At 66.0% G+C, this 20,105-nt stretch carries 12 protein-coding genes; 5 read left to right on the top strand and 7 right to left on the bottom strand.

The window, feature by feature from the left end; genetic code table 11:
- Positions 1 to 98: 98 nt before the first annotated feature.
- The 5 genes from holA to leuS form a co-directional block, all read right to left on the bottom strand.
- Entirely contained in the window at positions 99 to 1,112 is a 1,014-nt protein-coding gene (gene holA, locus QFZ65_RS10410) for a DNA polymerase III subunit delta (RefSeq protein WP_306910138.1), read from the bottom strand.
- Entirely contained in the window at positions 1,046 to 2,950 is a 1,905-nt protein-coding gene (locus QFZ65_RS10405) for a ComEC/Rec2 family competence protein (protein WP_306910136.1), read from the bottom strand. Before QFZ65_RS10405 ends, holA begins: the two co-directional genes overlap by 67 nt.
- A gap of 191 nt (positions 2,951 to 3,141) precedes the next feature.
- Entirely contained in the window at positions 3,142 to 3,816 is a 675-nt protein-coding gene (locus QFZ65_RS10400; RefSeq protein WP_306910135.1) for a helix-hairpin-helix domain-containing protein, read from the bottom strand.
- Between the two features lie 317 nt (positions 3,817 to 4,133).
- Complete coding sequence (locus QFZ65_RS10395; protein ID WP_306910133.1) at positions 4,134 to 5,132, bottom strand: DegV family protein; 999 nt, start codon at positions 5,130 to 5,132, stop codon at positions 4,134 to 4,136.
- Between the two features lie 79 nt (positions 5,133 to 5,211).
- Positions 5,212 to 7,737 carry a leucine--tRNA ligase gene (gene leuS / locus QFZ65_RS10390; protein WP_306910131.1) on the bottom strand — a complete coding sequence of 842 codons (2,526 nt, stop codon included), beginning with the start codon at positions 7,735 to 7,737 and terminating at the stop codon, positions 5,212 to 5,214.
- An 813-nt stretch (positions 7,738 to 8,550) separates the two neighbouring features.
- On the opposite strand from leuS, the gene QFZ65_RS10385 reads away from it, so the two are divergent.
- Genes QFZ65_RS10385 through QFZ65_RS10370 form a run of 4 tightly spaced genes read left to right on the top strand, consistent with a single transcriptional unit; the run spans position 8,551 to position 16,285 of the window.
- Entirely contained in the window at positions 8,551 to 11,727 is a 3,177-nt protein-coding gene (locus tag QFZ65_RS10385) for an efflux RND transporter permease subunit (RefSeq protein WP_306910129.1), read from the top strand.
- On the top strand, positions 11,724 to 12,176 hold the full coding sequence (locus tag QFZ65_RS10380; RefSeq protein WP_306910127.1) for a hypothetical protein: 453 nt from the start codon (positions 11,724 to 11,726) through the stop codon (positions 12,174 to 12,176). Before QFZ65_RS10385 ends, QFZ65_RS10380 begins: the two co-directional genes overlap by 4 nt.
- Before the next feature lies 1 nt (position 12,177).
- Positions 12,178 to 15,321, top strand: a complete 3,144-nt coding sequence (locus QFZ65_RS10375) for an efflux RND transporter permease subunit (protein WP_306910126.1) — start codon at positions 12,178 to 12,180, stop codon at positions 15,319 to 15,321.
- Between the two features lie 34 nt (positions 15,322 to 15,355).
- Positions 15,356 to 16,285 (top strand): hypothetical protein, encoded by a 930-nt coding sequence (locus tag QFZ65_RS10370; RefSeq protein WP_306910124.1) that lies wholly within the window; start codon positions 15,356 to 15,358, stop codon positions 16,283 to 16,285.
- Positions 16,286 to 16,376: 91 nt separating this feature from the next.
- Here QFZ65_RS10370 and glpK read toward each other — a convergent pair whose 3' ends face one another.
- Positions 16,377 to 17,891: a glycerol kinase GlpK gene (gene glpK, locus QFZ65_RS10365; protein WP_306910122.1), complete on the bottom strand. Its 1,515-nt coding sequence runs from the start codon at positions 17,889 to 17,891 to the stop codon at positions 16,377 to 16,379.
- Positions 17,892 to 17,944: 53 nt separating this feature from the next.
- Entirely contained in the window at positions 17,945 to 18,694 is a 750-nt protein-coding gene (locus tag QFZ65_RS10360) for an MIP/aquaporin family protein (RefSeq protein ID WP_306910121.1), read from the bottom strand.
- Positions 18,695 to 19,227: 533 nt separating this feature from the next.
- Here QFZ65_RS10360 and QFZ65_RS10355 point away from each other — a divergent pair.
- Complete coding sequence (locus tag QFZ65_RS10355) at positions 19,228 to 20,097, top strand: aldo/keto reductase (protein ID WP_306910119.1); 870 nt, start codon at positions 19,228 to 19,230, stop codon at positions 20,095 to 20,097.
- Positions 20,098 to 20,105 lie beyond the last annotated feature (8 nt).

Here is a 20,105-nt window from a genome sequence, read left to right as displayed (position 1 = left end):
AAAATGGTCGACCGGCCTTTATAGAACGCGACGGGCGATCACCTATAAGTGCGAACTGCCCACCGGTGCTGCGCACGATACTGATGGTGCTTTGTCGTTCAGCGGCGCACCGAGGTGGCTATCACCGTGACGGCGTGCTCCACGGCGTAGACCGGATCCCGGGAAAGTCCCTTGACCTGGGCGTCCGCCTCGGCCGTTACCTGGATGGACCGGACCAGTCCCTCCGGCGTCCACCGCCGGACCTCCCGCTGCGCCTGTTCAACCAGCCACGGCTGCATCCCCAGCTGCTTGGCAATCTGCGCCGATGAGCCCTGAGCACCGGCGACCTTAGCCAGGCTGCGCAGCTTTGAAGCCAGCGCGGCCACAAGCGGAACTGGATCGGCGCCTGTGGCGAGAGCGTGCCGGAGCGTGGACAGCGCCAGCGGGGCATTTCCGGCAAGGGCAGCATCGGCCACCTTGAAGGCGGTGGCTTCCACCCGGCCGCCGTAATAGCGGTCCACCGTGGCGGCATCCACTCCCGTGGTGGCGTCAGCGATCAGCTGGCTGCAGGCAGCGGCCAGCTCAGCCAGATGCGCGCCCACAGCGTTGACCAGCGCCTGCACGGCATCGGGGTCGATGCGCCGGGCAGCGGCCTTGAACTCTGCGGTCACAAAGGCAATCTTGTCCGCGTCTTTCTTCAGCGGCTGGCAGTCAACCACCGGCCAGCCGCCACCCTTGATGGCATCGAGCAGCTTTTTCCCACGAACGCCGCCGCCGTGGCGGAGAACCAGAACGGCATCGGGTTCTGGCTGCGCGAGGTACTTCAGTGCATCGGCCAGGAACGCGTCATTCATGGCCTCAAGCGCCTCGACCTCGATGAGCTTCCGCTCGCCAAAAAGGGACGGGCTGACATTCATGGCGAGCGAGCCCGCCTCGTAGTTACCGGCGTTGAGGCGCGTGACCTCAACATCGGGCGCGGCCGCGCGCACCTGGGACCGGATGCGGTCCATCGCACGCGTGCCGAGGTAGTCCTCGGGACCACCCACCAGCACCACGGCGGCCGGGGTCACGTCGCGCCAGGTGGCGGTGTTCGACGCCGCGGTCCTGGCTCGTGGGGTCTGGGCAGCAGCCACTGGTCATTCCTCCGGAAAGTTCGTTTGCAGACTCTAAGCGTGCCACGGCCAGGGCGGTCCACCAAGCCACGGCGGCCCTGTCCGGCCGCCCAATGTAGCCCGTAGCGCGCGGACCACCCCCTGGTTTCGCCAGCCCCCAGACCGTCGAGGAGGACGACGATGCGCGTCTGGGCCGCCACGGCGAAGGCGGCGACGGCGGCGGGGTGCAGGACCAGCCAGGTAAAGGTGAGAACCACCACGGAGAACAGTGCCATGGTGGCCATGCCGTAGGGCCCCTCCGGCCAAGGCATGGCGGCCCCCGGAAGGCCCGCAAAGAACCGGGCGATGCCGGCGACTCCGGTTGCGGAAACCGCCGCTATGGCCAGCGGGGCCGTCGCCAGCCCGGGAAAGAACGGCACGAGCGGCACGGCGGCCGTTCCCAACAAGGTCACGGGCGGAACCAGCGCGGAGGCCGCAAGGTTGGCGGCCAGGGCGTAGGTGGTGAATTGCGGCTGAAGGAGGACAATCGCCGGGCCGCAAAAGACCTGCGCTGCCAGAGGAACGGCAAGTCCGGCTGCTACCCAACGCGGCAGGACATGTGGCAGCCATGCCATGATCCGCCTCCCAGCCACGACAATCCCCAGCGTGGCCAGCACCGAAAGCAGGAACCCAAAAGTCGTGGCGAGTGCCGGGTCCGCCAACAACAGCCCGATAGTGGCGAGGCAGAGGAAGCTGAGGCCACTCCCGGTCCGGCCCCCGGCCAGGGACGCCAAGCCGATCGCTCCCATAACGGCGGCCCGCAGGACGCTAGCGTCCGGCCCCACGACCAGGACAAACAGGCCCAACCCGGCGAGGCACACTGCAGTGGCGGCGGCCCGACCCAGGCGGAGGCTGCGGGCGCCCAGCAGGAACATGCCCAGGATGAGGCTGCAGTTCGCTCCGCTGACCGCCGTGAGGTGCGTCATTCCGACTATTTTCATCGCGGCTTCCAGCTGCGGGTCGAGTTTGCTGGTATCTCCGATGACCATCCCCGGCACCAGTCCTGCGGCATCTGCACCGAACCGACCTGCCGCCTCCGAGAGGGCCTTCCGGAGCGACGCGGCCGCCCGCTGCAACGCTCCCGGGTCCGTCAAGGTTTTCGGGGCGGAGGAGACCGACAGCACCGCCGCCTCAACCCGCCCCGGCTCGGCGGGGCTGAGCTTGCCGGTCGTCCTGATCCGCTGTCCAGGCAAGGCGTGTTCCCAGCCGGCGTCACCCATGACCAGCACCGCGGCTGCTGCTCGGATCCGGTGCGAATTCCAGTCTGCGGAGATCAGTGTGGCGGGGACGGCCCAGCGGTCGCTAAGCCCGGACCTTGCTGGCGACGTGAGCCTCCGAGGGGACCCGGCGACGACGAGTTCGGCCACTACCGGAGCGCGTGCCCCCGAGGCACCGGCCAGGTCGGCGTCGTGGCGCTGGACGGAAGCAACGGCTGAGTGGGACCCTGCGACCGCGGACAGCAGCAGCGCCACGGCCGCTGTCGCGAGTACACTGCGTGGTGCCGCCCCGGCCCGCCCGGGCGATCCCGTACTGCGGGCAGTACCGGCACTCCCGCCGCCGTCCCGAACTCCCCTCCCACGTCCCCTTCGCCCCCGCGCCCGTGCATGGAGGAACAACGCGCCCGAGCCCACCAGGAGTACCGCGCACACGGCGCCGAGCGCGGCGGGTTCCAGCCAGCCGCCGGCAGCCGCCGTAGCCCAGACCAGCAGTGCCGCCGGAACCAGGCGGAGGTCCGTCCGGCGTGCCCGTTCGCCGGAGCGGCGGGAACCGGATCGGACCCCGAGTGCAGCGCTCTGCTGCCTGTCCAGCCAGGCACGCATTCTTTGCCGCCCCGTTCCAGCCGGGGCAGGAACGGCGGGCCCCGTCAATCGGGCGGGTCCGGCAGGCGACGGACCGTCGGGTCCGTCGGGTCCGGTAGGTCCGGGGGTGGCAGAGCCCTGCCTGAAGCCGCCGGGCAGCGGCCCGTGCACCGCTGCGTCGACGTACCGTTGCCAGCGGCTCTGCCGCGCCATCAGACCCGCACCAACGGAAGCAGGGCTTCAAGCAGCTTCGGCCCGATCCCCTCCACGGCATCCAGCTCATCCACCTTCTGGAAGCGGCCGTGCTGTTTGCGCCAGTCCACGATGCGCTGGGCCAGGACAGGGCCGACGCGGGGCAGCGTCCCCAGTTCCTCGACGCCAGCGGTATTGAGGTTGATCCTGCTTCCTCCCGGCCCGCCTTCTTGAGCCCCTGTACTCCCTGTGCCCGCGTTCCCTTCGTCCCCACTCTCTGAATCCGCCGGGCTGGCTGCTCCACCGTCCGCCGCCTCCGGCTGACCCCGTTCAGGAACGAGGATTTTCTGGCCGTCCTCGAGAACGGCGGCGAGATTGAGTCGGTCCGGATCCGCCGCCGCGGTGGGGCCACCGGCCGCAGTGAGGGCTTCATGCAACCGGCTCCCGGCCGGCAGCTCGACCACGCCGGGGCGCGCGACCGCCCCTGCCACGTGGACGGTGATCCTCGTCGGCTCCGAGCTGGAATCTTCCTGCCCGGACGAAGAACCGGCGGAGGGTCCGGTGTCCTGCAACTGGACGCCCGCCGGGGAGACCTTGCTCAGGGAAGCCACCTCGGGCGCACCGGCAACGGCTTGCCACCAGAACCAGCAGCCCAGCACGACGGCCACAACGCCGAGCAGCGCGGCGGCCCTCAATCCCGTGCGGCTCCGCACTCCTGGTGTGGCCGGCGTGTGCTCGCGAGGATGATGCGCGAACGGGCCATCGGGCCCTGCGGGCTCCAGCAGCCCTGTCCCGCTCCCTGACCCGCTTCCTGTCCCGCTCCCGGCGCCCTCCGGTACGCCGAGTCCGGCCGCCAGCCGGTGCCGGGCAACCGGCCCGCCGGGAAGTTCAGTTCCGGGCTTCCGGGGTGGCAGGCTCCGGCGTGACATAGCACCAACGGTAGAAAGATCCCGTCCCGGCGCAAATCCCCGGCCGGTCCTATGTGGACAGCATCTCTATGTGGACAGCGTCTCTACGTGGACAGCGGAGGCACGATCATCGGCGCGCTGCTCTCCCCCACAATCACCGCAAGCACTCCGAGCCCGGCGTGGGCGGCCAGCACGGCCGGAAGGGCGCTGGTCTGCGCCGCCGGACAATCAGGCAGAGCGACCGCGAGGCGGGCGGCGAGCCGTTCGGCCTCTGCATGGTTGCCGAAATGGTGAATGGCGAGGCGGGCCTGCCCGGCCGGTCTGGCAGCGGCGTCGGCAACGACAATTTCCTCGAGACGGGCCACGGCCTTGGGGCCGGAACGGACCTTTTCAAGCGGGACAATCTTGCCGTCCTCGACGGCCAGGATGGGCTTGATGGAGAACATGGTGCCCCACATCGAGGCCGCAGCGCCTATCCGTCCTCCGTGGCGGAGCTGCTCAAGGCTCGGAACGTAGAAATAGACTCTCGTGCGTGCCAGCCGTTCCTCGGCGGCAGTGCGGACGCCGCCCGCATCCCTACCGTTCACGGCGGCGGTCACAGCGCTTTGGACGCCCATCCCCAGGGCCATTCCAACGGTATGGGAATCCAGGACCTCCACCGGGATACCCACCCTGGTGGCCGCGACGCGGGCGGAGTCGGCTGTTCCGGAGAGTCCACCGGATATGTGCACCGAAACGACGGCATCGAACCCGGCCCGCTGCGCCGCGAGAAACGCCTGCTCGAACTGTCCGGGAGAGGGCCGTGAGGTTTTGACCGATGTGCCGCCGGCGATGGCGACGGCGATCCTCTCGGTGATGTCGTCCTCACCCTCGCCATAGATTTCCGCGCCCACCATGACCGGCATCGGGACGACGGTCAGCCGGCCGTCGGCGGTGAAGGCACGCGCCCAGTCCACGGGCAGGGCGGCGGCGGAATCCGTGACCACGGCAGTGCGCATCACGGCAGCGGAGGCTCCGGATTCAGCTCCGGGACGCGCGGCCGGGCGGAGCCGCGCGAGGCGCTCCCTCAGCCGCGGCCGGCCTGCTGGCTCGCGGTCAGCCACGGGGGCACCTCCTGTGTGGTGGTCAGTAAAGTTTGCGGCCGCCGGCGTGTACCGGCGGCCGCTTGGGTGTGGTCCGGCGTTATGCCGGGACGATGTTGACCAGCTTAGGCGCCCGCACGATCACCGTGCGGATTCCCCGCCCGTCGAGGGCCCGCTGGACGTTTTCGGAAGCCAGGGCCAGCTCGCGGAGTTCGTCCTCGCCGATGCCCGGAGCGACCTCCAGGCGGTCCCGGACCTTCCCCTGCACCTGGACGACGGCGGTCACCGTTTCCTGTACGAGGAGGCCCTCGTCGTGCGTGGGCCAGCCGGCGTTGGCGACGGAAGCGGGGTGTCCCAGCACGTTCCACAGGTCCTCGGCGGTGTAGGGCGCGAACAGGCTCAGGATCACCGCCACTGCCTCGACGGCTTCGCGGACAGCAGGGTCCGCTCCGCCGGCACCGGTGTCGATGGTCTTGCGGGTCGCATTGACCAGTTCCATAAGCTTCGCCACAACGACGTTGAACTTGTTGGCGTCCAGCAGGGCTTCGGCGTCGGCGATTGTCCGGTGGGTCACCGTGCGCAGGGCCCGGTCACCGGTGGAGAAGTCGCAGCCGGGCTCGCTTGCCACGTCCTGCCCCAGGCGCCAGGCGCGCGCCAGGAACTTTGCGGAACCCGACGGCGAAACATCCGCCCAGTCGACGTCGTCCTCCGGCGGGGAGGCGAAGATCATGGTCAGGCGGACGGCATCCACGCCGAACTTGTCCAGCTGTTCACCGAGGTCGACGCCGTTGCCCAGCGACTTGCTCATCGCCTTCCCGCCGTTGAGCACCTGTCCCTGGTTCAGCAGGGCCCGGAAGGGCTCGTCGGCCTCGATCAGGCCGAGGTCGTGGATCACCTTGGTGAAGAACCGCGCATACAGCAGGTGCAGGATGGCGTGCTCCACGCCGCCCACGTACTGGCCGACCGGCATCCAGTCGTTGATCGTTGCAGGATCAAACGGGCCGTCGGTGTACTGCGGGGACACGAACCGCAGGAAGTACCAGGACGAATCCACAAAGGTGTCCATCGTGTCGGTATCCCGCTTGGCGGGGCCGTGGCAGTTCGGGCACTCGACGTTGACCCAGCTCTCCGCCGCGGCCAGCGGCGAGGTGCCCTTCGGGGACAGGTCCTCACCGCGCAGTCCGGCCGGGAGTTCAACCGGCAGCTGCTCGTCCGGCACGGGAACCTCGCCGCAGGCCTCGCAGTGGATGATCGGGATCGGCGTGCCCCAGAAGCGTTGCCGGCTCAGCAGCCAGTCGCGCAGCCGGAAGTTCACGAATTTCTCGCCCGTGCCTTGTTTTTGCAGGATTTCGACGGCGGCCGGAATGGCCTCCGACTTGGGCAGGCCGTCCAGCGCACCCGAGTTGATCAGGGTGCCCTCCCCCGCGGTGGCCACGCCACTGACGGCAGGATCCTCCTCACCGGTGTCCAGCACAGCCCGGACCGGAAGGTCGAAAGTCTTCGCGAAGTCGAGGTCGCGCTGGTCATGGGCCGGCACCGCCATGATCGCACCGGTGCCGTAATCAGCCAGGACGTAGTCCGCGGCCCAGACCGGCAGCTTCTCCCCGTTGAGCGGGTTCGTGGCGTAGCGGCCAGTGAACACTCCGGTCTTTTCGCGCTCGGTGGACTGGCGTTCGATTTCGGAGAGCGCCTTGACCTGCTCGCGGTAGGCGGCCAGGGCCGGCGCGTGCTCCTCGGTCACCAGCTCGACAGCCAGGGGCGCATCGGCGGCAACCACGAAGAACGTGGCGCCGTACAGGGTGTCCGGCCGGGTGGTGAAGACCGTGACGTCTTTCGCCGGCTTGTCGCCGTCGGCCTCGATTTCAAAGCGCACGTGTGCGCCCTCGGAGCGGCCGATCCAGTTCTTCTGCATCGCCAGGACCCGCTCGGGCCAGTGCCCGCGCAGTTCCTCCATGTCATCGAGCAGCCGGTCGGCGTAGTCGGTGATCTTGAAGTACCACTGGTTCAGCGACTTCTTGGTGACGGGGGTGCCGCAACGCTCGCAGGCCCCGTTGACGACCTGTTCGTTAGCCAGTACCGTCTGATCCTTGGGGCACCAGTTGACCGGCGAATTCTTGCGGTAGGCCAGCCCGCGCTCGTAGAAGCGCTTGAACAGCCACTGCGTCCAGCGGTAGTACTCCGGATCCGAGGTATGGATCCGTCGTGACCAGTCGGCAGAAATCGCGTAGCGCTTGAACGACGCCGCCTGGGTGTCGATGTTGGCGTAGGTCCACTCGCTGGGGTGCGCATTGCGCTTGATCGCAGCGTTTTCCGCCGGCAGCCCGAAGGAGTCCCAGCCGATCGGGTGCAGCACGTCAAAACCCTGCTGCCTCAGGTAACGCGCGACGACGTCGCCCATCGCGAACGCTTCGGCGTGGCCCATGTGCAGGTCCCCGGACGGGTACGGAAACATGTCCAGCACGTAGCGGCGTTCCTTGGAGCCGTCATCGAGGGGCGTGAAGACCTTGAGGTCCTCCCAGACCTGCGGCCATTTGGCTTCCATCGCCGCAAAACTGTAGGCACCCTCTTCAGGGCCTTCCGATCCGACTCCTGCTGTTCCGGTTGCTGTCTCCGGCTGAACGCTCACTGCTGGCCTCTTCTGTTCTTCAAGCCTGATTACCGTCAAGTCCGTACTGCCGGGGCCGTCCCGCTGTGGCCCCTGTCCCCTGCCGTCGGCCCCGAAAGGGCCCCAGACACACAAAAGCCCCTCAACACGGAGGGGCGGCCGCTCGACATTCCGAGTTCTCCTCGGGCGCCGGGCGGCTAGCTAAGCAGAAGGATCGCACGCATACAACTACTTTAGCGCCTCCAGCAGGTTCGCGGGCCTGACGCGCCCCGGCCTCGACGCAACCTGCCCTGCCGCTGCCGTCCGCCGTTGCCGGCCCGCCGTCCGCCGTTGCCGGCCAGCAGTCTCGGCCGTCCACCGGTGCCGGCGCTGCGTCCCCGCCGGAACCCGCGGCCGGCAGGTCTGACGCTGCCGGGCGAACCCAAATTGTTATAATGCCCGGTCTTTGGAAATCGTCATACTTACTTTATTATTTGGCCCTCCGAGGCAAGTAGGGAATGTCCTTTCCCGGGTAGTTTTATCCCTTAATCAGGTAGATGCCGCTCGCCTTGCAAGTAGGCCCAGCCCGCCGTTCGCGTAGTCCGCCGTCGGCCTAGGAAAACACAGCACCTTGTTGGTTTAGGCACACCGAAACCGCCCGTTCGCCCCTATTCCGGCGGTCTTGCCAAACCCTTCCAACCGGCCCACTATTCTCCCAAGATCTCTGGGGGGAATTCACAGGAGGTCTCAGGTTGAGGAGCCTGTCATGTTACTTTTGCGCTTTTTTGCCGTGCCTAAATTTCCCCGACGGGCCAGGGGCAACCGGGCCTTAGGCCACCAGGAACAGGCTTAGCCATGTTTGGCTGGATAGCCCGGTTCAGTCTGCAGTTCCGCATCCTGGTTCTCGCGCTCGCGGCCGGAGTCATCGCAGTCGGCGTCGTCAATGTTCCACGCATCGCCGTGGACACCATGCCCGAGTTCGCGCCCGCGCAGGTGGAGATCCAGACCGAGGCCCTTGGCCTCTCCGCTGCAGAGGTTGAGCAGCTCATCACGTCGCCGATGGAAGCCGATCTCCTCAACGGAGTCGCCTGGCTGGACGAGATCCGGTCGAAGTCCGTGCCGGGGCTGTCATCGATCGAACTCGTTTTCGAGCCCGGCACGGATCTTCTGCGTGCCCGCCAGCTGGTCGCCGAAAGAATGACACAGGCCGTTGCCCTGCCGAACGTATCGGCTCCGCCACTGATCATGCAGCCCATGTCATCCACCAGCCGCGTCCTGATGGTCCGGTTGACCTCGAAGCAACTCTCCGGCATCGAGATGTCCGTCCTGGCGCGCTGGAAGCTCAAGCCGCGCCTGATCGGCATTCCGGGTGTGGCGAACGTGTCCATCTGGGGCCAGCGCGAACAACAGCTCCAGGTCGAAGTGACCCCCACCCAGCTGCGCGACAGGGGCATCACACTGGAGCAGGTCATCAAGACCACCGGTAACGCAGTCTGGGTTTCGCCGTTGAGCTTCCTCGAAGCGTCCACACCGGGCACCGGCGGGTTTGTCGAGTCGCCCAGCCAACGCCTGGGCATCCAGCACGTCCTGCCGATCCGCACCCCGGCCGACCTGGCCAAGGTCAGTGTGGAGGGTGCGCCGACGCCGATGCTGCTCGGCGATATCTCTCAGGTGAAGGAAGACCATCAACCCCTGATCGGCGACGCCGTCGTCGGCCAGGATGCAGGCCTGATGCTCGTCATTGAAAAGTTCCCCGGAACCAGCACGGTACAGGTGACCGAGGATATCGAGGCAGCCCTTAAGGACATGGAACCGGGCCTCACGGGAGTCCAGATCGACACCAGTGTTTTCCGCCCGGCTACCGCCGTGCAGGATTCCCTGGACGGTCTCGGTGTGGGGCTTCTGATCAGCCTGCTGGTTGCGGTGGCACTTTTCTGGTTGCTTTTCCGCTCCTGGCGGGTTGCTGTGATCTCCCTCGTAGCCATTTCGGCCACGGTGGTGGTGGCGGCGTTAGTGCTGTACACGCAACACGCCACGCTTAACGTCACCGTCCTGGTAGGCATCATGCTGGGCATGTCGGTCATCGTGGGCGACATCGTGGAGGACGTGCAGGCCCAACGCCGCCGGCCTTTGACCACCACGGCGACGGAAACGGACGCCACCCGGCGGTCCCGGATCGTCCAGGCTGTCAGGGGCATACGCACGCCGCTTTTCCACGCCTCCCTCATCATGGTGATCATCCTTATCCCGACGTTGTTCGTCACCGGGGTGGGTGGCTCCTTCTTCCAGCCGCTCTTCTGGTCCCTGGCGCTGGCGCTTGCGGCCGGGCTGCTTGTCGGGCTGTCTGTTACCCCTGTGCTTGCGCATCTCCTGCTGCCGCGGAAGACCGCCCCGCGGCGGGAGTCCCCTGCCGCCGGCCGCTCGCGTGCTTACTACGACAATGTCCTCCAAGGTGCCCGCTCCCGGAAGGCGCTGGCCCTTGTTGCTGTCGCTGTTATCGGCGTGCTGGGCATTGCCGCCGGATCCCAGCTGGTTGGGAACCGTCCGCTGATTCCGACACTGCCGGACAGAACGCTCCTCGTCCAGTGGGACGCGATGGCCGGTACGTCCAATGACGAAGTCCGCCGGATCGCCTCGAAGGCGTCCGAGGAACTGCGCGCCTTGCCTGGCGTATCCGGAGTCGGCGGCCACATCGGGCGTGCCATCACCTCCGATCAGGTGGTCAGCAACAGTTCGGCCGAGCTGTGGGTGTCAGTCGCACACGACGCCGACTACGGCGAAACCGAGCAGGCCGTCCGGGACGTGGTGCAGGGCTACCCCGGCATTGCGCATAACGTCGTGAACTACTCCCAGCAGAAGATCGGCGACATGCGGACGAGTCTGGAGCCGGGCTTCGCGGTCCGGGTGTACGGCACGGACTTGAACGTCCTGCGCGAAAAGTCCGAAGAAGTGCGCAAGGCGCTCGAGAACATCAGCGGCGTCAAGAACCCGACTATCAATGCCAGCCCCACCGCCCCCATCGTGGAAGTTGAGGTCAACCTTGAAGCCGCCCAGAAGGTCGGCATCAAGCCCGGCGACGCCAGGCGTGCCGCGGCGGCGCTCATGCAGGGTATCGTCGTCGGCAACCTCTTCGAGCAGCAAAAGGTGTTTGAAGTCGTCGTACGCGGCGCCGTGGGCGTCAGGGATGATCTGACCAGTATCCGTGAACTGCTGCTTGACACCCCCAGCGGCGGCCACGTCCAGCTGGGTGAGATTGCCGCGGTCCGTCTGGTGCCCAACGAAGTGGTCATCCAGCACGATGACACCTCGCGGCGGATCGACGTCGTTGCCGACGTCAGCGGAAGGCCGCTGGCGGATGTCCAGCGCGACATCGAAGCTGCGGTCAAGCAGATCCAGTTCCCGCTGGAATACCACGCCGAGATCCCCAAGAAGTATGGCGAGCTGGAAGCCGGCAGCACACTCGTGCTGTGGCTGGCAGCGGCTGCCCTGCTCGGCGTGCTGCTGCTGCTCCAGACTGCCGTCCGGAGCTGGAAGCTGGCGCTCGCCGTCTTCCTGGCTCTCCCGGCGGCCCTCGCCGGCGCGGCCCTCGGAGCTTGGATGAGCTCCGGCTCGCTCTCGTTGCTCACGCTTACGGCGCTGGCAGCGGTTCTGGCCATCGCGGCCCGCAATGCGGCAACATTCTCCGCCCGGGTCGATGAACTGTGGCGCTCCGCGCCCCAGACGCCCCGTGCCGACGTCGTGCTGGCCGCAGCTCGGGACCGCGTCGCACCGGTCCTCAAATCGGCTGTGATCACCCTCGTGGTCCTGATTCCGCCCGCCCTGCTCGGCGGGACCGTGGGCCGGGCCCTGATGGTTCCGATGCTGCTGATCATTGGGGGCGGCCTCATCACCACAACCCTCGTGGCGCTGGTGGTACTGCCTCTGCTGACCCTCTGGTTTGGTCCCCGCACCGCACCGGAAGAGTGGTCGGAAGTCTACGAATCGGAAACCCCCGTTCAGCCCGTCATGCAGGAAAAGGTGGAAGCAAAATGACCAGCCAAAAGCCCCAACGGCGTCTGCCCCTGGCGGCCGCTGTCTGTGCAGCCCTCGTATTCGCCCTTCCGGCATGCGCCCAGCCCGTGGCAACCCCCGCATCGGTGGGCGAAGCCCCCGCCAAGGTGGAGAAGAACGCCGCAACCGGTATCGCAAAACTGACCCTGAGCGAGAACGGCATGAAACGGATCGATGTAAAGACCGAGCCCGTTGCTGCCGGTGCCGGAACGGACGTGCTGCTGCCGTACGCCTCCTTGATGTATGACGCCAGCGGCAAGACGTGGGTTTACACCAACCCGGCCCCGCGGGTTTACGAGCGCCAGGCCGTCGCCGTCACCAGGGTGGAAGGCGGCGTGGTCACGGCCAGCGCCGGACCCGCGCCCGGGACCGCGGTAGTGACGGTGGGCGCGGCGGAACTGTTCGGCGCCGAATTCACCTCAGGTAAATGACATGCGCCGGATAGTCGCCGCCAGTCTACGGTTCAGATCGATCATCATCGCGATGGCCGCTGCGCTGATGATCGTGGGCGGCGCACAACTCAGCAGTGCTTCGGTGGACGTGTTTCCTGAGTTCGCACCGCCGAAGGTGGAAGTCCAGACAGCGTGCCTCGGGCTCACCGCCGCCGAAGTAGAGGAACTCGTGTCCGTTCCGATGGAGGAAGCCTTCAACGGAATCGACGGGCTGCATCAGATGCGGTCCAAGTCGGTATCCCAGCTCTCGTCGATCGTGCTGGAATTCGAGAACGGTACCGACCTGCTCACGGCCCGGCAACTGGTGTCCGAACGGATGGCCACGGTCATACCGACGCTTCCCACCTGGGCGGCACCGCCGCTGATGCTGCAGCCGCTGTCCTCGACCAGCCGCGTCATGAAGATCGGATTGTCCTCCGACACCCGCTCCCTCATCGAGATGTCCATGATTTCCTACTGGAACATCCGGGCGCATCTGCTGCGGGTGCCGGGCGTCGCCAATGTCGCCATCTGGGGAGAACGTCTCCAGATGCTGCAGGTCCAGGTCGATCCCGCCCGGCTGGCCGCGAACAACGTGACGCTGGAAACGGTGATGAACTCCACCTCCGATGCCTTGGACGCCGGGCTGCTCAAGTATTCCCCGGGGGCCCTCATCGGTACCGGGGGCGCCCTTGATACGCCCACCCAGAGCATAGGAATCCGCCACGTACAGCCCATCACCTCGCCGCAAGAGCTGGCGAAGGTGGCCGTGGAGGACCGGGGGGACCAGCCCCCGCTGCGGCTCGCCGATGTGGCAAACGTCGTGGAGGACCATCAGCAGCTGATTGGCGACGCCGTCATCAACGGCGGGCCCGGACTGATGCTGATCGTGGAGAAGCTGCCCTGGGGCAACACCCTCGAAGTGACCCGGGGGGTGGAAGAGGCGCTGAAGCAGCTCCAGCCCGGGCTCACCGGCATCTCGGTGGATACCACCATCTTCAGGCCGGCGACCTTCATCGAGGAGTCCCTCCACAACCTGAGCCTGGCGCTTTTGCTCGGCTGCCTGTTGGTCATCCTGGTGTTGAGCATCTTCCTCTTCCAGTGGCGGACTGCCCTGGTCAGCGTGACGGCCATTCCGCTGTCGCTGGTGGCCGCGGCGCTCGTCTTGTACTGGACCGGAGGCACAGTCAACACGATGGTGCTTGCCGGCTTGGTGATTGCCGTCGGGGTGGTGGTGGACGACGCGATTATCGACGTCGAAAACATCGTCAGGCGCCTTCGCCACCACCGGGCGAGCGGCAGCACCGACAGTACTGCCAGGGTGGTGGTCAATGCCTCCCTCGAGGTCCGCGGGCCGATTGTCTACGCCACGCTGATCATCGTGGCAGCCACGGTGCCGATCTTCTTCCTGGACGGGCTGACCGGCGCGTTCTTCCGGCCCTTGGCGACGTCTTACACACTCGCGGTCATGGCGTCAATGCTCGTCGCGCTGACCGTCACCCCGGCTCTGGCGTATATCTTCCTCCGGAACGCCAAGCTGGAGGACCGGGATCCGCCGGTGGTCAGGGTGCTCAAGCGCTTCTACGCCAGGGCGCTCCTGCCTATCGTCCGCCGGCCTGTTCCGGGATACCTGGCCCTCGCCAGCCTCGGCATCGTCGGCATCGTCCTGGCCCCGCTTCTGGGTCAGTCGTTGCTGCCGTCCTTCAAGGAACGGGACTTCCTGATGCACTGGGTCACCACGCCCGGCACGTCGAACTCGGAGGAAGTCCGGGTCAGCCAGCTGGCCTGCAAGGAACTCATGACGATTCCGGGCGTGAACAACTGCGGGTCCCATATTGGCCAGGCCTTCGCCGCGGACGAGGTGGTGGGCGTCAACTTCGGTGAGAACTGGATCAGCGTTGACCCCGCCGTCGACTACGACGACACTCTGGCCTCAATCCAGTCCGTGGTGGACGGGTATCCGGGCATCACACGCGACGTCCAGACCTACCTGAAGGAACGGATCCGCGAGGTCCTGACGGGCACGGGTTACGCCGTCGTCATCCGCGTGTACGGCGACGACCTGGCCGTCCTGAAGGAGCAGGCGGACAAGCTCAAGAACATCTTGGGCGGCATCCAGGGAGCAATCGGTGCAAAGGTCGCACTTCAGGCCAACGTTCCGCAGATCGATGTGGAAGTGGACCTGGACGCCGCCAACCGGCACGGGCTGAAGCCCGGCGATGTCCGCCGTATGGCGGCCACCATGGTCTCCGGCGAGGAAGTGGGCGACGTCTACCGGGACGGCAAGGCCTACGACGTGCAGGTCTGGAGCGCCCCGGAGACCCGCACGAGTGTCACGAGCATCGAGAACCTCCCCCTCGACACGCCGAGCGGGCAGCGGATCCGGCTGGCGGATGTCGCCAAGGTCTCGGTGAAGCCGACACCGAACGTGATTGAACGTTCGGAGGGCTCACGGCGCATCGACGTCAGCGCCAACGTCAAGGAGGGCGACCTGGCGAAGGTGGTCCAGAACCTTGAATCGCAGATGAAGTCGGTTGAGTTCCCGGTCGGCTACGAGGCGGTAGTGCTCGGGGAATACGCGGAACGGCAGGCTGCCTCGCAGCGGCTGCTGCTCTTCTCGATCGGAGCCGTCATCGTGGTCTTCCTGTTGCTCCAGGCCGCGTTCCGCAGTTGGAGGCTGGCGATCCTCGCCATCCTGACGCTGCCCGTCGCCCTGGTGGGCGGGGTGATCGCCGCGCACCTCAGCGGCGGCATCCTGTCGCTGGGCTCCCTGGTTGGCTTCCTGACGCTGATGGGCATCGCGGCCCGCAACGGCATCCTGCTGATCAACCACTGCCAGCACCTTGAACAGTACGAGGGCATGCCCTTCGGGCGGGACCTGGTGCTTCGCGGAGCTGCGGAGAGGCTGTCGCCGATCCTGATGACCACCCTTGCCACCGCGCTGGCCCTGGTGCCACTGGTGGTCATGGGAAACATCCCGGGCCATGAGATCGAGCACCCGATGGCGGTGGTGATTCTGGGCGGGCTGGTCACATCGACACTGGTCAATCTGTTCATCGTCCCGTCGCTGTACCTACGTTTCGCCAAGAAGGGTCCGGCGCGCGAACGCCGGCCCCGCCAGCCCAAACCGGCGGCGGCCGTTTAGCCGCCGCCAACTCAACCAAGGAGAGGTTCTACAGATGCCAAACATCAGAAGAATGCGGTTCACGGCGTACGGTTCTGCCACCCTCCTTGTGCTGGCCACGCTGGCGGTGACGACGGCGGCCCCGGCAACGGCGGCGGCAGCCGACCCGGCCAAGGACCTCTGCGGTCCAGGGACGGCGATCTCCCTGGACCGCTCCGAATTTCCGTCAAAGCCGGAGATCGGGAACAAGTGGTTGCCGCTGGAGCCCGGCATGCAGTTCACCACAACGGGCAAAGTGGTCAACACTGTCGAGAAAACGACGACCAAGCGCACGGTCATCTCCACGGTGACCGGTCTGACAAAGAAGATCGACGGCGTCAACACGTTGGTGGTGTGGGACCGGGACATCAGCGACGGGGAACTTGCGGAATCAGAACTGGCGTTTTTCGCCGAGACGAAGAAAGGAACCGTGTGGCTGTTCGGCGAGTATCCCGAAGAGTATGAGGACGGGAAGCTTGTAGGCGCGCCGAGCACGTTCATCAGTGGAATCGACAAGGCCCAGGCGGGGATCGCCATGCTGGACCACCCCCGCCCGAAAGCCCCCGCCTATCCCCAGGCCTACGCACCCAGCGTGGACTTCCTGGACTGCGCGAAGGTCGTGGAGCGGCATGAAGATGTCTGTGTTCCGGCCGGGAACTATCACAATGTACTGGTCATCGAGGAATCGAATCCGCTGGAGCCGAGAAGCGTCGCAGGCCTGCAGCGGAAGTTCTACGACAGGAAGACCGGCTTGGTCCAGGTCAAACCCGTGGGCGGCGAGGACCAGGAGTCCCTGGACCTGGTGAAGGTCAAGAAACTCAGCGACTCGCAGCTAAAGACCGTCAATGAGCAGGCCCTGGCGCTGGACAACAGGGGCTACACCGTCAGCAAGGACGTCTACGCCAAGACACCCCACGCTGTCGTGGCCAAGCCCGGGCGCCAGTAGCGGCACGTGCCGTAAGAGGCCAGCCACAGGGCGCCAGCCACAAAAGAGCTCCGGCCGGGACACCCGGCCGGAGCTCCTTGTGCTGGCTGCCTTACTTCACATCGTCATCAACCCAGTCCATGGACTTCGTGACGGCCTTCTTCCAGAGGCGCATCTGGCGCTCCCGCTCAGCCTGGTCCAGCTGCGGTTCCCAGCGCTTGTCCTCGGACCAGTTGGCAGAACACTCGCCGAGGTCCTTCCAGAAGCCGACTGCAAGGCCCGCCGCGTACGCGGCACCGAGGGAGGTCGTCTCGACGACCTTCGGACGGATGACTGGAACACCGAGGATGTCCGCCTGGAACTGCATCAGCTTGTCGTTGGCTACCATCCCGCCGTCGACCTTGAGTTCCGTGAGCGGCACACCGGAATCCGCGTTGACCGCGTCGAGGACCTCGCGGGTCTGGAAGGCCGTGGCCTCCAGCGCGGCCCTGGCGATGTGGTTCTTGTTCACGAACCGGGTCAGCCCCACGATCGCGCCGCGGGCATCGGAGCGCCAGTAGGGCGCGAACAAGCCCGAAAACGCGGGGACGATGTAGACGCCGCCGTTGTTCTCGACGGAGGCCGCGAGGCTTTCCACTTCCGGGGCACTGCTGATCATGTTCAGGTTGTCCCGTAGCCACTGGATCAGCGACCCGGTGACGGCGATCGAACCCTCCAGCGCGTAATGCGGGGCCGCGTCTCCGAGCTTGTAACCCACCGTGGTCAGCAGCCCGTTCTTCGAATGGACGATCTCCTCGCCTGTGTTGAAGATGAGGAAGCAGCCGGTGCCATAGGTGTTCTTGGCCTCGCCGGTGTCGAACGCCGCCTGGCCGAAGGTCGCCGCCTGCTGGTCGCCCAGGATGCCGGCAACGGGTACCTCGCGCAGCAGCTGTGAGGTGTGGACCGTGCCGTAGACCTCGGAGGAGGACTTGATGGCCGGCATCATGGACGCCGGAACGGTGAAGGCGTCCAGGATGTCCTGGTCCCAGGACAGCGTCTCCAGGTCCATGAACATGGTCCTGGATGCGTTCGTGACATCGGTGACGTGCACACCGCCGTCGGTCCCGCCTGTCAGGTTCCAGAGCACCCAGCAGTCGGTGTTGCCGAAGAGCAGGTCACCTGCTTCCGCTTTGGCTCGCGCCCCCTCGACGTTATCAAGGATCCACTTGATCTTGGTGCCGGAGAAATAGGTCGCGAGCGGCAGGCCCACCTTCTGTTTGAACCGCTCCGGTCCCCCGTCCTTGGCCAGCTCATCGACGATCGGCTGCGTGCGGGTGTCCTGCCAGACGATCGCGTTATAGACGGGCGTACCGGTCGTCTTGTCCCAGACGACGGCGGTTTCGCGCTGGTTGGTGATGCCGACGGCGGCAATATCGTGACGGGTCAGGTTCGCCTTTGACAGCGCCGAGCCGATCACCTCGCGGGTGTTGTCCCAGATTTCTGCCGGATCGTGTTCCACCCATCCCGCCTGCGGGAAGATCTGCTCGTGCTCCATCTGGCCGGAGGAGACGATGTTGCCGCCATGGTCGAAGACGATGGCGCGGGTGCTGGTGGTGCCCTGGTCAATGGCGATTACGTACTGGTTCATGGTGACGTCCTTGTCTGGATGGCCTGCGGTTATTGGAGTGCTGACGAGGGGAATTAGGAAGCTGCGGTGCCGATGATCGGCACCACCAGGGCGACCAGGCCGGCAAGCCCTCCGCCGATCAGTGGGCCGACGACCGGGATCCAGGAGTAGCTCCAGTCACTGGAACCTTTCCCCTTGATCGGAAGCAGCGCGTGCGCGATCCGGGGGCCGAGGTCGCGGGCGGGGTTGATGGCGTACCCCGTGGGGCCACCGAGCGAAACACCGATACCGACGACCAGCAGGGCCACCGCCAGCGGGCCGAGCCCGGAGGGTATCCCGCCGAAGGCCAGGATGACGAAAACAAGGACGAAGGTGCCGATGATTTCCGTGATGAGATTCCATGCGGTGGAGCGGATCGCCGGGCCCGTGGAGAACACGGCCAGTTTGCTGGCGGGCTCGGGCTCGGTGTCGAAGTGTTGCTTGTGGGCCAGCCACATCACCACGGCGCCCAGGAAGGCACCGAGAAGTTCACCGCCGAAGTAGGTGAGAGTGGAGGCGAAATCGACGTTGACGCCGGAGGCATACTCCTTCTTGCCGTTGAGCAGCAGGCCGAAAGTGACGGCCGGGTTCAGATGCGACCCGGACTTGGCAGCGACGTAGACGCCGGCGAAGACGGCGATGCCCCATCCCCAGGTAACCATAAGGAACCCGCCGTTGTTGCCCTTGGTGCCTTTGAGCGCAACGTTGGCCACAACGCCGCAGCCCAGCAGGGTAAGCATGGCCGTACCGAATACTTCGGACAAGAAAACAATTCCAAGAGACATCTTTGACTCCTTTATTTTCTGTAGTCAGCCCTCGTGTATTGGTAGGGCTGTTGGACCGGCAGCATGTTGGCGCCGCTGGCCGGCAACTGCGTCAGTCCCCGCCGGGGCCCCGCAGTCCTTGGTCCCGGACCTATGGGGCTCGGCGCCGGGGCTGTATCAGGAGACCAGGATGCGAACCCGGACGCCGTGAAACCGCTTGAGCACCTCCTGAGCGTGGATAATTCCGGAGGTTCGGGCTGCCCCGTCCCGGCCCGGCGGACCGGAGGATCCCGTCGCCCCGAACAGCCGCTGGCCCGCTTCCGGCGGGCGGGTGCCCGGTCGGTCCGGGTTCCGGGCTAAACATTTGTGGCCCAACGCTGCTCCTTGGGTTTGCCGTGCGCGGCGCTCAATAAGGACGCGTCGAACGTTCAAGACTATTGTTTGGAATAATCCAAAATGGAGTCAAGCATTATGCAGAAATGATCGGAACGGAAAGTGCACGCCGGCGGCCCGCATCCCGGGCAACTTCCCGGGCAATGGGTAGAGTCGTTGCTATGAGAATTTCCCCCCGGACCCCCCTGAACAACGGCGTGCTGATCGACCGCCTGGGATTCGGGCTGTATAAAGTACCGCCCGGGGACGCCACCGGACTTGTGACCATGGCTCTGGAAGCAGGCTACCGGCACTTCGACACGGCAGCCATGTACGGCAATGAAACCGGGGTGGGCAAGGCTATCGCGGGCCTTGAGCGGTTCCACGGCGCCGGCGGCGGATCCGGCGAACTGTCCCCGGCCCTGTCCCGGGAGGATCTCTTCGTCACGACCAAGGTCTGGAACGACGATCACGGGTACGATGCCACGCTGCGGGCGTTCCATACGTCCATGGCGAACCTTGGCCTCGAGTACATTGACCTGTACCTGATCCACTGGCCCTGCCCCGGGAAAGGGCTCTTTACGGAGACCTACCGGGCTCTGGAAACGCTCTACCACGAAGGCAAGGTCCGGGCGATCGGCGTATCAAACTTCCAGCCCGACCATCTGGACCGGCTGATGGAGACCGCCGAGGTGGTCCCGGCAGTCAACCAGATCGAACTTCACCCCTGGCTGCAGCAGGCTGAACTCCGGAAGAAGCACGACACGCTCGGCATCCGCACGGAGGCATGGAGCCCGCTGGGGCGGGGCCAGGTACTGCGTGACCCGGTCATCCTGGCCCTGGCCGCCGAACATGAACGCACCCCGGCCCAGATCATCCTGCGGTGGCAGCTCCAGCTGGACAACATCACCGTCCCCAAGGCCAGCTCGTCGGACCGGATCCAGGAAAACCGGGCCGTGTTCGACTTCGAACTCTCGGCCGCGGATCTTGCCGATATTGCCGCGCTGGAGCGCGGCTTCCGCACCGGTTCCCACCCTGACCACGTCAATTAGGACCTCAA

Source organism: Arthrobacter sp. B3I9 (assembly GCF_030816935.1).
Taxonomy (GTDB): domain Bacteria; phylum Actinomycetota; class Actinomycetes; order Actinomycetales; family Micrococcaceae; genus Arthrobacter.
Note: the sequence above shows the minus strand (reverse complement) of the source record. Positions and strands in the feature narration are given on the sequence as shown.